General features: G+C 56.3%; 12 protein-coding genes. 3 read left to right on the forward strand and 9 right to left on the reverse strand.

Annotation, left to right across the window (positions count from 1 at the left end):
• The first annotated feature begins 13 nt into the window (after window positions 1–13).
• Together OSO_RS0108165 and OSO_RS0108170 are read left to right on the forward strand one after the other, a co-directional pair.
• Window positions 14–637 (forward strand): hypothetical protein, encoded by a 624-nt coding sequence (locus OSO_RS0108165; protein ID WP_010582931.1) that lies wholly within the window; start codon window positions 14–16, stop codon window positions 635–637.
• Window positions 630–2,036 (forward strand): phosphohexomutase domain-containing protein, encoded by a 1,407-nt coding sequence (locus OSO_RS0108170; protein WP_010582932.1) that lies wholly within the window; start codon window positions 630–632, stop codon window positions 2,034–2,036. Before OSO_RS0108165 ends, OSO_RS0108170 begins: the two co-directional genes overlap by 8 nt.
• Before the next feature lie 145 nt (window positions 2,037–2,181).
• Here the strand turns inward: OSO_RS0108170 and OSO_RS0108175 are convergent, their stop codons facing one another.
• From OSO_RS0108175 to OSO_RS0108185, 3 genes are all read right to left on the reverse strand, one after another.
• Complete coding sequence (locus tag OSO_RS0108175; protein ID WP_010582933.1) at window positions 2,182–3,819, reverse strand: B12-binding domain-containing radical SAM protein; 1,638 nt, start codon at window positions 3,817–3,819, stop codon at window positions 2,182–2,184.
• A 6-nt stretch (window positions 3,820–3,825) separates the two neighbouring features.
• Window positions 3,826–4,593: a DUF480 domain-containing protein gene (locus OSO_RS0108180; RefSeq protein ID WP_157605093.1), complete on the reverse strand. Its 768-nt coding sequence runs from the start codon at window positions 4,591–4,593 to the stop codon at window positions 3,826–3,828.
• A gap of 166 nt (window positions 4,594–4,759) precedes the next feature.
• A complete protein-coding gene (locus OSO_RS0108185; protein ID WP_010582935.1) occupies window positions 4,760–5,743 on the reverse strand; it encodes a cytochrome-c peroxidase in 984 nt (327 codons plus the stop codon).
• A 360-nt stretch (window positions 5,744–6,103) separates the two neighbouring features.
• On the opposite strand from OSO_RS0108185, the gene OSO_RS0108195 reads away from it, so the two are divergent.
• Window positions 6,104–6,646 (forward strand): inorganic diphosphatase, encoded by a 543-nt coding sequence (locus OSO_RS0108195; RefSeq protein WP_010582936.1) that lies wholly within the window; start codon window positions 6,104–6,106, stop codon window positions 6,644–6,646.
• Between the two features lie 112 nt (window positions 6,647–6,758).
• Here OSO_RS0108195 and OSO_RS0108200 read toward each other — a convergent pair whose 3' ends face one another.
• The 6 genes from OSO_RS0108200 to OSO_RS0108225 all read right to left on the reverse strand — a co-directional run bounded on the left by OSO_RS0108200 (window position 6,759) and on the right by OSO_RS0108225 (window position 14,767).
• Window positions 6,759–7,769, reverse strand: coding sequence for a hypothetical protein (locus OSO_RS0108200; RefSeq protein WP_157605094.1), 1,011 nt, complete (start codon window positions 7,767–7,769; stop codon window positions 6,759–6,761).
• Window positions 7,770–7,826: 57 nt separating this feature from the next.
• Complete coding sequence (locus OSO_RS0108205; protein ID WP_010582938.1) at window positions 7,827–9,251, reverse strand: DUF1501 domain-containing protein; 1,425 nt, start codon at window positions 9,249–9,251, stop codon at window positions 7,827–7,829.
• 4 nt (window positions 9,252–9,255) lie between these two features.
• Window positions 9,256–11,829, reverse strand: a complete 2,574-nt coding sequence (locus OSO_RS0108210) for a PSD1 and planctomycete cytochrome C domain-containing protein (protein ID WP_010582939.1) — start codon at window positions 11,827–11,829, stop codon at window positions 9,256–9,258.
• The gene (locus tag OSO_RS42665) at window positions 11,826–12,518 is read right to left on the reverse strand and encodes a TetR/AcrR family transcriptional regulator (protein ID WP_083842811.1); all 693 of its coding nucleotides are present in this window, start codon (window positions 12,516–12,518) and stop codon (window positions 11,826–11,828) included. Before OSO_RS42665 ends, OSO_RS0108210 begins: the two co-directional genes overlap by 4 nt.
• A 162-nt stretch (window positions 12,519–12,680) precedes the next feature.
• Window positions 12,681–13,685 carry a S8/S53 family peptidase gene (locus OSO_RS0108220; RefSeq protein WP_010582941.1) on the reverse strand — a complete coding sequence of 335 codons (1,005 nt, stop codon included), beginning with the start codon at window positions 13,683–13,685 and terminating at the stop codon, window positions 12,681–12,683.
• A 107-nt stretch (window positions 13,686–13,792) separates the two neighbouring features.
• Window positions 13,793–14,767, reverse strand: coding sequence for an amidohydrolase family protein (locus tag OSO_RS0108225; protein ID WP_010582942.1), 975 nt, complete (start codon window positions 14,765–14,767; stop codon window positions 13,793–13,795).
• Between the last annotated feature and the right edge of the window lie 123 nt (window positions 14,768–14,890).

Below are 14,890 nucleotides of genomic sequence, written 5' to 3' on the forward strand. Positions count from 1 at the left end.
CGGGAGAACATCAATGGCTGGCTCGCAGGGTGCGAATATCCACTCGGTGGATGCGCTGAAGGATGTCAGAGCGGCCTTGATCAAATTTCAAGAACGAGCGGCGACTGCCCTGGGTGATCTGCGTCAGAAAATCGATCGAACCGTTTCTTGGCTGGAACTCGATCGCCCCAGTTACTGGCGCGAACAGGAATTGCGGGCCTTTGATCAAGTCGCCTCGGCACGAGTTTCGTATGAAACGTGCCGCTTGCGAACGGTCGGCGGCCGTCACTCCGATTGCATTGAAGAGAAAAAAGCGTTCGAGAAGGCAAAAATGCGAATGGAGTACGTTCGTCTGAAACAGGCCGCCGTCAGGAAATGGATGGTTCAGGCGGGCCGTGAAGCGAACGAATACCGTGCTCGTACAAGCACGTTTCAACGCACGATCGAAAATGACGTCCCGTTGATGATCGCCCAGCTTGGCCGAATGATCGATGCGATCGAAGCGTATTCCGAGACTGCAACCCCCATGGCCGCCACGGCACCCGTCGTCTCGTCGGCGCCCAACTCCGTAGAACCGGTTGCGCCAGTCGAGCCCGAAAGCACCGATAACGACACAGCCCAACCTCCCACCGCAGTACAGAATGAAATTCATGAGTAACCCGTTGAATGCCACGGGTCACCTCAATGAATCGGAACATCCGATTTACACGTGCCCGGGCGAGCTCTATTCGATCCCACGCAGTATCCATCTGGCACGACTTGCGGCATTCTATCCCAAGTGCCGCGACTGCGCGCACCGCTTCGATGGCGGCCACGCGTTTCCACGTCCTCCCGAACCGAACCGTGAAACCGACCGCCTTGCCGTCCGCAACACGATGCTTACGGATGAAAACGTTCGCGGCATTTACCTGAACGAGCTTGACCGCAACCGTGCGCTGAAATGGGGCGAATCGCTCGCCGCCGACTTGTGGAACGAACGTCCCTTAGTCGCCCGTCCAAAATCCACAGAACTCGCGTTCGCACCGCCGTTGCCGCCCGTTGCCCCACAAGCCGCCTCCGCGAGTGCCGTCGCTGGCCCGACAGTCGTCGTCGCCTTCGATGAACGACCATCTTCGCCCGACATCGTCACCGGGCTCGTCCTGGGATTGCGACGCATGGGTTGCCCGGTCATCGACCTTGGTCAGGCCAGTTTGCCGACTTTGATTTTCAACGTTCAAGCGCTGGATGCGGCGGCAGGAGTCCTGGTCACAGGGGCAGGCTGCGACCTGTCATTCACCGGATTCGATTTCGTTGGGCGCGGCGGTCTGCCGTTCTCGGCCCAACGTCTTCTCAATCTGGAGCAACTGACCAAAACGGACGTCGGCCGACAAACTCGTCAGGTGGGTATTCATCAACCCTGTCAGGGACAACTTCCATACGAGGCGAATCTAGAACCTTACTTTCATGCTCTCAGGCCACTGAGCATTGTCTGTGGTTCGTCGACACGATGGCTGCCGCGGACAATCGATCGCTTGTTTGCGAAGTTGCCCTGCACAATCAAGCACGTGCCCCTGCCGATACGACGACGAAATCTGTTGGACGCCAGCGACGCGGACCTGCTGCAGGTGGCCACGTCCGTCGTCGATGGACGGCATCATCTGGGAGTGATCATTGATGACGATGGCCAGCATGTCGCATTCGTGACCGACCAGGGACGTCTCGTCAACGCCCGCGACGTGGCGCGACTGCTTTTCGAAATCTCACAGCGCGAACATCGTCACGCCCAGTTTGTGGTCGCGACATCCTGGCATCACGATGTTACGCACTGGTTGCAGGGCCGCGATGCCTCATTGATCTGCGAAGTAGAATCAATTTCGGATCTGATTCGGCTTCTGCTGGAACGCGAAGCATTGCTCGCGATCTCGGCCGACGGGCGCGTCTGGTTTCGTCAGTCGTATCCGACATGCGATGCACTTCTGGTGCTCGCCAGAACACTTCAGGTCCTGAGTCTCAGCGACGCTCCATTCTCCGAGGTCGTGTCGCGAATCGACCGAAACGATGTGCAGCCCCAGCGATGAGCTCGTCACGGCCGGAGTCATCTTCATGGCCGGAGTAAAGAGAATCGGCCTTCGACGTCCCCTCGTTCATTTGTGACCAAGCTCCAGCTTCTTCCGTAGAATCGGATGCAAGCCAGACGTCAGTCCAATCGACGCAACATCTTGATCAAGCCAAAGCCTGACCAAGATCGGAATCAAGGCCTTCGGTTCGATGCCGTGATTGTCGCTTGGGACCGACCTTAGGTAATCGCTGGCTTGTCGTCGCCTGAATCTCGGCCGCGTCGATGTAGGGCCTCAGGCAATGCGGTTTGTCACTGCGACCCCCACGTTGATAGTCTCGCCATAAGTTGGCTGCGACTTCAGTCGCAGGCTGCTTCAGGACATCCGTCAAATAGGTCAGTAACAGTTCGACCAGTCTCCCTAGTGGAATTCCATGCAGCTTGCGCTCCTGTTCGAACAACCAGCTTGAAAGTCGCCGAAATGCGAAAAACGGGGACGGGATGTCGTTCTCAACAGAATCTGCCGATGCTGCTGCCGCTTGCCAAAGACAGATCAGCGTCTCAACAAAGTTTCCACTGTTCGCAATGGTGTCCCAATACTTGGCAAACCGACGCAACTCCTGGATTGCCGAAAAGTCGAGCAAGCGTGTCGACAGAATCTCATAGGGCGGATGAGGGCTGTAGATCATTCGCCACTCGGCGTCATGTCGGACAATCGGCGTGCCACGGAGCCGTTTGAGGATCCCGACTTGAATTTCGTGGGGTCCCATTCCCACCAGTCGATCGAAACCGGCCGCGAAGCTCTCCAGCGTTTCGCCGGGTAGACCGACAATCAAATCCGCGTGGATATGGACGCCCGTGCTCTCCTTCAGCCACCGCAGATTCTGTTCGACCACCGCGTTGTCCTGACGGCGACTGATGTGCTCGCACACCTCTTCATTGAACGTCTGAATCCCCACTTCGAATTGCAACGCCCCTGCCGGGAACTGGACGATCAGATCTTTCAACGAGTCAGGCAATCGATCGGGAATCATCTCGAAATGCAGAAACATGCCGGGGCGGTATCGCGACAGGAAGAATTCCAAGATCGCACGCCCCACTCGCAGGTTCAAATTGAACGTGCGATCGACAAACTTGAACTGCAACGCGCCTCGATCCAGCAGCCGCTGCATCGATTGCAGAAACGATTCAAGCGGGAATTGCCTGACCGGAATCTCAAGTGCCGACAGACAGAATTCGCATGTGAAGGGACACCCTCGCGAGGCCTCTACGTACAACACCCGATGCGCGATATCGTGATCAGAATACAATTCGTAGGGCAGAACCAAATCGGTCAAGACGGGAAGAGGTGCGTTCGAGACATGCGATCGGTCGATCGTCAGCAAGTTCGGAACGTCACCGGCTGGCGTCGATGGTTCCTCGAGCTGTTCGCGGCAGAATTTGGCAAACGCCAGATCCGCTTCGCCACAGATGACGCGATCGGCCAACCGAGCGATCTCTTGCTGTTCCGTCTCGTAGCTGACTTCTGGTCCTCCCAAGACAACGACAATCTCTGGACGAATCCGCTTCAAGTCGGCAACAAGCCGTGTCGTCTCGTCGATATTCCAGATGTAGACTCCCAATCCGACAATACGAGGTCGTTGTTCGAGAATCGCCGCCAGGATGTCGAGCGTGGGTTGCTGGATGGTGAACTCCAGCAGGACCGTTCGGCTCTGAAGTTCATCCAGATTTGCGAACAGGTAGCGCAGTCCGAACGCCGAGTGCAGATAGCGAGCATTCAATGTGGCAAGGACGATATCCGGCATAGCCTGTCATCCGCCCAACTGTCGGCGAAGGTCTTCAAAACTGTTCTGCAACGTCTGAAACTCGGATCGCACCGACGCCAACTCGTCTCTCAGCTCGCGAATCATGGATTCCAAATTCGTGAACCGTTCATTACTGGCATTCGACACCAACACCTCGGGCACGGCTGGACGACTCATCTGCTGCGGCGGCGATGCAGGACGGGACGTCACGGCATCGCTGTCATCGACGGAATAGGTTGCGAGTGGTTCGTGGTTCTCTGAGCGAGGGTACAGATCATGATCCACTTCAATGCCGCGGCGATCCAGTGGACCATTGGCTCGAACCAGTCCCGCATCCATCAGACTCTGTAGCTCGCGCCGCAAATCCTCTTGGGAATCGATACCGACCATCCGGCTGGCACGCGTTCGCAATTCCCCCAACTGCTGCTTACCACGTAGCATCAGCTCGGTCATGATCGCCAGCTGCTGTTCATTCAGTGGCGTCTTGTGACGCATGTAATGGCGATAGCGTTCTGTGCGTCCCCCTTCCGTATGCAGGCAGCCGATTAGGCCGCGTTCCTGCAACTGATTCAATGTTTCCAGCACGTCGTCTTCGTCATAGTTGGAAACGGGATCGCGATTGTTCTTTTGATTGCATCCCGTCGTCGCGGCCTTCAACGTCAGCGGATATTGCTCGGGCACCGTGAATGCTTTTTCCAGTAACACGCCCAATACTCGTCGTTGCTTCCGTGGCAAGTCTTTCAGCGAAACATGTTCAGTGGACGATTCAGACAAAATCAATACTCATTCTTGAGAGGGAACAGTGAGTGTGTGGGGCCATCGAGACCCCAATCTTCAGCACGGCCATGACAAAATCAACGTCGATCGCGTGCCATTGAATGCGTGGGTGTCCGCGAATGCAGGGATGAGGAAGTCCGCCGACGAGAAATCGAACGGCCCACTATTGAGGCAACTCGGGCACCGTATGCGCTGGATAGCTAGGACTCGACAGCCCTTCCTTCATGAAGGTCACCAGATCCGTGATTTCTTCCGTGGACAACTTCAGTGGATACAGGGCTTCGTCAAGTTGTGGGTGTGGCGATCCGCCCTTGATGTAATGCGCGACGACCTCTTCCAGCGTTTTCAGGCTGCCGTCGTGCATATACGGAGCCGACTTGGCGACTTCGCGAAGTGTCGGGGTTTTGAACGCGCCCTTGTCTCCCAAGGTCTTACTGATGACATGCCGTCCTTCGTCGTCACTGGGCAAGCCGATATTATGGAATCCGTTGTCAGTAAAATTGGGTCCGGCATGACAGGCCGAGCAATTTGCTTTGCCGAAGAACAATTTCATTCCGCGCTGAGCCGACTCACTCATGGCCGCCGTGTCCCCCGCTTTAAAACGGTCGTACGGTGCATCGCGCGAAACAATCGTTCGTTCATATGCCGCGATCGCCTTTGCGATCCCATCCGCGGTGACATCGGTTCCAAAGATCTGCTGGAACTGCTTGCGATACCCTTCGATCTGATTCAACTTGGCAACCACATCGTCCATCTTCATGTTCATTTCGATGGGATTCTGGATCGGCCCCAGAGCTTGTTCCTCAAGTGTGCGGGCCCGGCCATCCCAGAATTGGAAGTTTTGAAACGCCGAATTGATCACCGTCGGCGAATTCCGTCCGCCCTTTTTGCCTTCGACACCCGTTGCGAACTGTTCGCCATTGCTAAACCCTTTGGCCGGATCGTGGCATGTCGCACACGAGACTTTATTGTCCGCAGACAATCGCCCGTCAAAATACAGTTGCTGGCCCAAGGCAATTTTTTCCGCAGTCGACGGATTCTCTTTCGGATGCACGACCACCAGAATCGACTGAGTCTCGGCCGCGCCGACGGAACCGGCTGCCAACACGACCATCAGCGATAAACGACGCACGAGCGGAGTGTTCATTGTCAATCACTTTCCAAAATGACTTTCATCGTCCCGGGCAATCCCCATTCCGTCCATCGCCCCTGTTCGGCACACGTATTCTTGAAACAGTCACGTGACAGATCAAGCGACACCTGAACAATCGTCGGAACAGTGGCGCATTTCGATGGAAGATCACTTCCATCGCATCCACTGATCGAGTGTTGCCAATTCGAAACATTGCTATTGAAGTCGGCAAACTCGCTACCGTGTCACTCGATTTACACAAGTATTGCAGGCCTGAGAACAAGACTGTTTGCACCCACAGCAGCGGCTGATACACTCGGCGGCGTACCGAGACGTGGGATGTAAGAACAAACTGGATTGCAGGGGAATTTGGGAATGACACACGCTTGGCACGATGTTACGCCGGGACAGAATTTACCGTCGGAATTCATGTCGGTCATCGAAATTCCACGTGGTTCCAGCGTGAAATATGAACTCGATAAAGACACGGGTCTGCTGCGATTGGATCGGATGCTGCACTCGGCCGTCTACTACCCCGCCAACTACGGCTTCATCCCCCAGACTTTGGCTGAGGACGACGACCCGCTCGACGTCCTCGTACTGTGCCAGGAACCGGTCGACCCGTTGACGCTGGTCGAAGCCCGCGCGATCGGTCTAATGACGATGGTCGATTGTGGAAAACGCGACCACAAAGTGCTGGCCGTCGCAACCCACGATCCTGAATACAACATGTTCCACGAAGCGAACGAACTGCCACCACACAAGCTGGCGATGATTCGCCGATTCTTTCAGGACTACAAGATCCTGGAAGGAAAAGCGGTTGAAGTTGACGAGCTGACTGAAGCGAAGACGTCGTTCCCCATCATCATGGAAGCTCTTGAGCGCTACAGCATGTCGCGCCGCCGCGGCTTCCAATAACGTGAACTCACGTCGCCTTCCCCAAATGAGCCTGGCCTTGTGACGCCCACGTGCCACGAAACGACGTGCCAGCGGCGTGCGCGTTATCGTAAATGATGGCGGAATGCGCCGCTCAGTCGCTGCGGATCTTCGCTGCCCATGATTCGTATTCGTGCAGGCAGTCATCTGGACTGATGAACTTCTTCCACACAAGGCGCGCCTTGAAGCCATATTCCCGATCTGACTGAATGTTGCGGATTACATACTGAAAGTCCCACGCAGGTCGAGGAAACCGAGCGACTTTAAACTTGAACAGGCTGAATCGAATTTCATCAACATCGCTGTGCGACTTGTTGAACATCTGGATGAGCGTCATCCCGTGTGCGGCCCGCCCATAGTAGAACGGCAGGCTGAATCGTGGTTCCTCGTAGCTCCATGTGTTCAATTTGAAATTGTGACTGGCGTCGTACTCAAGCGTTTTGGCATCCACATGCCGATACGTGCCGCCCTGATTCCAGTCACGATGACCCGGTGGTGCATCCGCGGAAATCCATGATTCCGGCTGACCTGCCCGCTCCATGCCGCGAAAATTGATCCCAATCGCGTCGACGTCGTTCATATAGTTGGCAAAAAATAAGATTGCATACCCGCGCGCGCCGAATCGCCGCGCATCCAATGGAACGCAGCGAAAGTCGACATCGATGTAGTGAGGAGCCGCCACGGTGAATTGCAGCGTCGAGGACATCGCCCATGGATCGTCGGCAGGATCTCGAACGAGCGACACCGAATTGCCGTCAGGCGACTGCCGCATCGCGAACTTGCCTTTACGCGGCGAAAAGGCATTGTGCTCCGTCGCGTGTCCCGAAATGATGTGCTCGAAATTCAGTCCAGCCGATGCCCCGCGCGTGTCAGGATCGAATGCGTCGAAGTTTGGCGCGTCGGTGCGATGAAACAGAGAATCAATTCCACTGAGATCCGTTGGCGAACCGGTATTGTCCCGCAATGTCGCCAGTAACTGGCCCGACGTGATCGTGGCCTTCGTCAGTGGTTTGTCGTCCGCCTGCAGCATCGACGACAGTCCGCACGCCGCCGGAAATCCCGTTCCAAGCTGTCTCAGAAATTGCCGACGTGAAGTAGCGTGCACAATTCAGTTCGCCTGACAGTTCACCAGTCTGTGATTGCCTGACGAGCCCGAGTCTGGCTAAATCAGGATTTCAGAAACCACTTTGCCATGAACGTCAGTCAAACGAAAGTCTCGACCACTGTGGCGGTAGGTCAATTTCTCGTGATCAATCCCCAGCAGATGTAAAATCGTCGCCTGCAGATCGTGAACATGAACGGGAGATTCAACGACACCGTAACCAAAATCATCCGTGCGGCCATGGATCATCCCACGTTTCACGCCCCCGCCTGCCATCCACACGGAAAAGGCAAATGGATGATGGTCTCGGCCTTCGTGACCCGGCGACGTACCACGCCGCACTTCACCCATCGGGGTGCGGCCAAACTCACCCGCCCAAACAACGAGCGTGTCGTCGAGCAGGCCTCGCTGCTTCAAGTCTCGCAACAGTCCCGCCGTCGGCAGATCGGTCATATCGCAGTTTGTTTTCAAATTCGCATTCAGATTGGAATGGTCGTCCCATGTTGAATGGAACAACTGCACAAAGCGCACCCCGCGTTCGACCATCCGACGTGCCAGCAGGCAATTCCCCCCGAACGAACGTGTCACATCCTGGTCAAGTCCGTACATGGCCCGCGTCGCGGCCGTCTCTTGGCGGAAATCCAGTAACTCCGGCGCGGCCGTCTGCATGCGGAAGGCCAATTCGTAGGCTGCGATCCGTGAAGCGATCTCGTTATCGCCCGTTGAAGCTTCGTGGATTCGATTCAGGTCTCGCAAGACGTCCAGTCGCGCCCGCTGGGTCGCATTCGTGATTCCCACTGGGTTGGACAGATACAAAATTGGGTCGCTCGAATTGCGGAAAGTGACTCCGCGAAATGTTGACGGCAAGTATCCGCTGCCCCACAAGGCGGTACCGGCATCAACTCCTTTTCCGGAATTCGACATCAGCACGACGTACCCCGGCATGTCCTGGCTGACACTTCCCAGCCCGTAGTTGATCCAGGCCCCCATACTCGGGTGCCCGAACAACGGTGTGCCACAACTCAAGAGGAGCTGCGCCGGATCATGATTACTTTGGTCCGTCGTCATCGAACGAATCAAACACAGCTCATCGGCCATCGCACCGGTCTGCGGCAGCAAGTCGGAAAACTCAATCTCGCAGTTCGCCCGACGCTGAAATGTACGTGGACTGGCCATCACACGGGCACTTGTCCGAATCAAAGGATCGACCAGGGACGCAAGCAGCGACGCGGGAACCGGTTCGCCGTGCAGTTTGGCCATCTGGGGTTTGGGATCGAACAAATCCAGATGCGATGGCCCACCCGCCATGAAGATAAAAATCACATTCTTCGCGCGCGGAGAGTGATGCGTGGCGCGTTCTGAGCCTGTGACCGCGTCGCGATTCAGTAGGTGCCAAAGCGCCATCGCACCAAAACCGTGGGCGCCTCGGGCTAACAGTTCACGACGCGTGGTCTGCTGCGGTTGTCGAGCATTCGAGTTTTGCATGGCTTCATTCGCGGGTGATTGTTTCGTCGAGATTGAGCAACACGCTCGCTAGCGCAATCCAGGCTGCGCGCTCGGACAGGCTCTGCCCATCCAATTCACCGCCAACCAATTCAAGGGCCGCCCGCTGGTCAGACTGAAACAACGTGCGCTGCAACTTCAGGTATTCCAGCAGTCGATTCGACTCGTCCATCGTTGGTCGACGTGCCAACGTCAGCAGATACACGTGATCCAATCGGGCCATATCGTCATCTTTAATCTCACGGCAAACACGGTCTGCCAATGCCTGTGCCGCTTCGACGAAGGTGGGGTCGTTCAATAAATTGAGTGCCTGCAGCGGAGTGTTTGATCGTTCCCGCCGTGTACAAGTACGGCTGCTGTCCGGCAAATCAAACGTCACAAATTGTGCGAACGGCGACGTTCGCTGCAAAAATGTGTACAGGCCGCGGCGATATCGATCCGCCCCTTGGCTCGCAACCCATTGATTATCGAACGCTTCTTTCGTGACACTCTCAGGCTGTGGAGGACGTACACTTGGCCCACCGATGTTCCGCGACAACAATCCGCTAGACGCGAGCGCCGCATCGCGAACCGTTTCTGCCGACAGTCGCAATCGCGCCTGCCGCGCGACCAATCTGTTCTGAGGGTCGCGTGCGACGACTTCAGGAAGCACACGCGAAGACTGCTGGTAGGTCTGTGACATGACGATGGTCCGCATCAGCGACTTGAAGCTCCACTCGTTCTGCATGAACTCGATCGCCAGCCAATCCAGAAGCTCTGGATGTGTCGGACGGTCGCCGCGAACACCGAAGTTTTCGGACGTCCCGACAAGCCCTCGACCAAACATTTCCTGCCAGATTCGATTCACCGTCACGCGCGCCGTCAGCGGGTGGTCACGCGATACCAGCCACTTGGCCAACACCAGTCGGTCTGGAACCGATCGCGTCAGGATCGGCGGCAACGATGACAGGGTGGAGGGACTAAGTTCTTCCCCCGGTTGACGAAAATCACCTCGACGATGCAGATGCGTCGTTCGGTGACGGCGTGACCGCGTCATCGTCGGCGCACGCGAAATGGCGGGAACGGTCTTGGCAAGCTGATCCAGTTTCGTGGCTAATTCACCGAGCTTCAAATCCGAAAACTTTTGCGAATCAATCGCCGATCCATGCTGCAGGAAATAGTCCTGCAATCGATCGCATTCTGACGGAGTTCGCGCCGAGACTTCGGTCTTGACGATGTTAAGCCCCTCAAGCTGGCCTTCCCCTTGACCCTGCCCCCAAATCAGTCCCAGCACTTCGAGGTGACGATCCCAGCGGTGATCTTCACCAGGATGGGTTTCTGTCCAAAGCAGCTTTTCTTCCCAGGCCTTCTGAAGATCGGCAGCGGCCTGCGCGACGGGGGCCAATAGCTCGGCTCGCTTGTGATCATATGTCTGCTTCGCACTTCGATATCGTTCACGCTCATCGTTCAGGGGCGCGTCAAGATTGACTTCGTCCGCGTTATTGAAGAATGCGTATAGCTGATAAAACTCTCGCTGCGAGATTGCGTCAAATTTGTGGTCGTGACACTCCGCGCATCCCACCGTCAGTCCCATCCAAACGACGCCCACCATCGTCGTTCGATCAACAACTTGACGCACACGGTACTCTTCCAAATCCGCACCGCCTTCGCGATTGCTCAGCGTATTTCGCAAGAACCCCGTCGCGATTCGTTGCGATGTTGTGGCATCGGGCAAGAGGTCCCCCGCCAACTGCTCAATGGTGAATTTGTCAAACGACAAGTCACGATTGAAAGCATCAACCACCCACTGTCGGTACCTCCATGCGTAGGGTCGCAAGAAGTCCTGGAGGTATCCGTCGCTGTCGGCGTAGTGTGCCAGATCGAGCCACCAGCGAGCCCATCGTTCGCCAAAGTGCGGCGAAGCCAGCAATCGTTCCACCACACGCTCATACGCATCCATCCGCGAATCATTCAGGAACGCATCCACTTCCAACACAGTCGGCGGCAAGCCTGTCAGGTCCAGACTGAGACGTCGCACGAGCGTTTCTCGGTTTGTGGGTCGCGCGGCAGGAATCCCTTCACGCTGCAGGCGATCCCGGACGAATCGATCAATGACGAGCGGAATTCCCTCCAGAACGGGTGGTTGGGTGATTTGGGGTGGGATGTACGCCCAATGCGCTTCGTACGATGCCCCCTGTTCAATCCAGCGTATGATTGTCTCGCGCTGGTCGGATGACAGCGTCTTGCCCGTAACGGCAGGTGGCATCACTTCGTCGGTGTCGTGCGAGTTGATTCGTCGCACCAGTTCACTCGCCGCCGGGTCGCCCGGTACAATCGCTTTTGTTCCCGACCCCAATGGGGCGGTCGCCCCCGCCGCAGAATCGAGTCGAAGCCCCGCCTGTCGCGTTCCCTTATCGAATCCATGACATAAGAAACAGTGCTCGGCCAAAATCGGCAGAACGTCCCGATTATATCGTACTTCCGCGATAGACGATGGCGGGTCAGCGGCAAGCCCAGGCCAGCAATTCCACAACAGGATGAGTCCCGTCAACCAGCAAGGTCTTACACGAAGCCAAGTCATTTGCGTGCCCCCTTGCCCACACGGCGACGACCGGACTCGGATTTCGAACCCGTCGGTGCGAGCGATCGAGGGACGCGTTCTATCGATGACGTCAGCAAGGCCCGGCACGTTGCCTCGGCCAGGTGCTCGGCGGCACTCGTCAGATCGAGTTTTAGTCGGCCCACCAGCCAATGTCGCACATAGTGCGTCGACGCACCGAAGACCAGTGACGAGTACAAGTCGGCGGGCAATGAGACGACTTCGCCCCGATCCACATACGGCTTTAACCACAAGGCCAGATCGTCGCGAGTTCGACGATTGATTTCGTCGATCGCGCATGCTCCTTCCGGCGTCAGATCCGCCGTCGCGACGCGCAATAGATACAGGGCCCAGTCTCGATTCGCCTCAACCCAATCAAAATATCGGCACAGCAGCGCACGAATTCCCTCGGGAAACGTCTGGTGCGCCGCCATCGCTTCTTGAAACGACTCGGCCAGAAACTCCATCCCTTCCACATACAGTGCAATAGCGATTGCCAGCTTACTGCCGAAGTGGTGATAAATACTTCCTGAACTAGCTCCAGAAGCCTCGCGGATCTGCTCAATCGTTGCCGCGTCGATCCCATGTTTCATGAAACAGCGCAACGATGCGTCGAGGATATCGCGACGGCGCTGTGATACGGGCGAACGTGTCTGTCCTGATTCCATCATTCCAGAACAATATTCTAGAATGACATTCTAGTCAAACAATCACCCCACCATTGAATCGCATTGGTGAAGCAGACGAGCCCCCTCGGTCAATTGATTGCCGTCCGCCCGGCCCGCGAGAAGCCGGGCCATTCTGGCTGTCAAGAAATGATCCAAATTCAGCTTTCACGGCTTTTTCGTGCCATTTGCCAACACATATTCAATCGCGGCTTTTGCATCCAGTCGCGGGTAGCGACGCTTGGTGACGTGATCTTCAACACTCACCCCGGTCTTCTGAAAAATGATCATCATCGCTTCAGGCTGAGTTGGACCATCGTTCTTCCAGTCATACTCGGACCGGAGCATCGCCTCACGAAGCAGCATCGCTGTCCCGCACAGGATGGCATTGGACGAACTGGTCGCGGAGGCAGGAACCAGCAGATCCACTTTGTCATGTCGATCTTGGGTCACCTCATCGCGCCCCGGACTGACCGCCCCGATCGCAAAGCAATTCGGCTGACAGGCTGGCCAAGATATTCCGGTTGTGAAGCCATGATTACCCGTTGGCGCACTCACCCAGATGCCAAGTTTCCGCAGTTCCAACAACTGACTGTCGATCGCCGTCGGCACAGGCTTGTCATGTGCCAGATCATCGACGGGGGCCAGATTCACCGTGGTGATGTGGTACTTTTCATGGTTTTCGATGATCCATCGAAGTCCGGCAGCCAGTGTCACATTGTCATCCACCTTGCAGTGACAGCATTCCAGCCCTCGGATGACGGCCACTTGATTGTTGTAGGCAACGCCCCATTTCCCCTGATAGTTGAGCGAAGACGGCACGCCAATCGTCGTGCCGTGATAGCCGCGTCCTTCGTGCTTCGGGTCATCATCACCATCGACGCTGTCATACGAGACCAGAACCTTCGGTCGTCCGTCAACCGGCGTACTCCACTCCGGAATCGACAACGTACACCCGTCATCCACGAGCGCCAGTGTTTGCCCACGTCCAAACGAGATCAGGTTTGCATACTCTTTCCAGACATCCGTCACCCGCACATGCTGGAACGACACCGGTTCAACGGGCTCACCCGCATTCAGAACCTGACATGTCATCACGCGCCAGATGATCGTCGCGGTGAAAAAGACATCACCGAAACCACGCGCACTCGGACGAGGCAACAACAATCTCATCACAGATCGGCTCCAAAAAACGAGATGCCGGGACGACTCCAATTGAGATCTCTGAAAAACTCCGGCTTGGTTAAGAATCGCGTCCGCCGTATGCCGAGAATCTGCGATCAGCCATTCGGCAAGCGAAACAACACCTTTGCATTCTCGAACAAGATTTTGCGTTCCGCCGCTTTATTCGGGGCCAACTTTCGAATCGCAGCGATGGTTTGCGAACCCTGGCACGCAACACCAGAGCCGATTCGATCGTCACAGTCACTGCCGTAAAGAATCTTGTTCTGGTGCCGATCGAGGAAACCGCGGGCATGGTCCTCGTCACGCGTCAGTGCATTAAGCCCCGACCCCGCCGACATATCGGCAAACAAGTTGGGATAGTCGGACAAATATCGATCGGTCAGCCCCCCGGCCACGACTGGCCCCTTGGGATAGAGCAATTTCTGATCGGTATGGTTGCGATCGATATTCGCCCACCATGTCTGAGCATGACCGATAAAGATGGTCTCGGGGAATTTCGTCAGCATCTGCGGCAGACGCTCAAACCCCAGGTTGTAAGTTCCGTGCTGAAGGTGCATCAGAATCGGTACGTGATATTCTGCGGCGAGAGCATACAACTGCTGGCTCTCGACGGAATCGAGTGTCACGGCAAATTTTTGTTCGCCGATGATGATCGCCCCGAGATCGAGATACTTCGCGATTTCTTGCCGTGCCTCGGGCAGATCGGTTACTTCGTTCGTACCGAACGAGAACTCTTGTGGGAACTGCCGCGCCGTCGCCAGAACGGACTCATTGCCTCCGGCCCCGACACCGCCCAGACCATTGTGAATCCCATCCCCCGTTGATGCACGCTTCACCGGACTTCCCGATGGCAATAGAATCGTGCGTGTCACTCCCATCGCTCGTTGATGAGCTCGCAATTGCTCGGCCGAACGCTCGCGATAGTTGCTGTGCTGATGAATATCGATGATCGGTTCCTGGACCGCATCGTCCGCGCGCCCCACCTTGGCCGCCATGACGGCACAACTCGCAGAGACTGACGCGGCGAGAAACTCCCTCCGCGAGAAATGACGGTTCTTCAACTCGCGCATGCGGCCGATCCTCCAATCTGCAATTCGAATCATCCGATTCGCGTCTGGTTGTACAACTTCGCTTCCACCGAGCGAGTCCGTCGAATCAATTCATGCCCCCTCGACAAGGCATCAAGCAGCATC

The sequence above is a fragment of the Schlesneria paludicola DSM 18645 genome (assembly GCF_000255655.1).
GTDB classification, from domain to species: domain Bacteria; phylum Planctomycetota; class Planctomycetia; order Planctomycetales; family Planctomycetaceae; genus Schlesneria; species Schlesneria paludicola.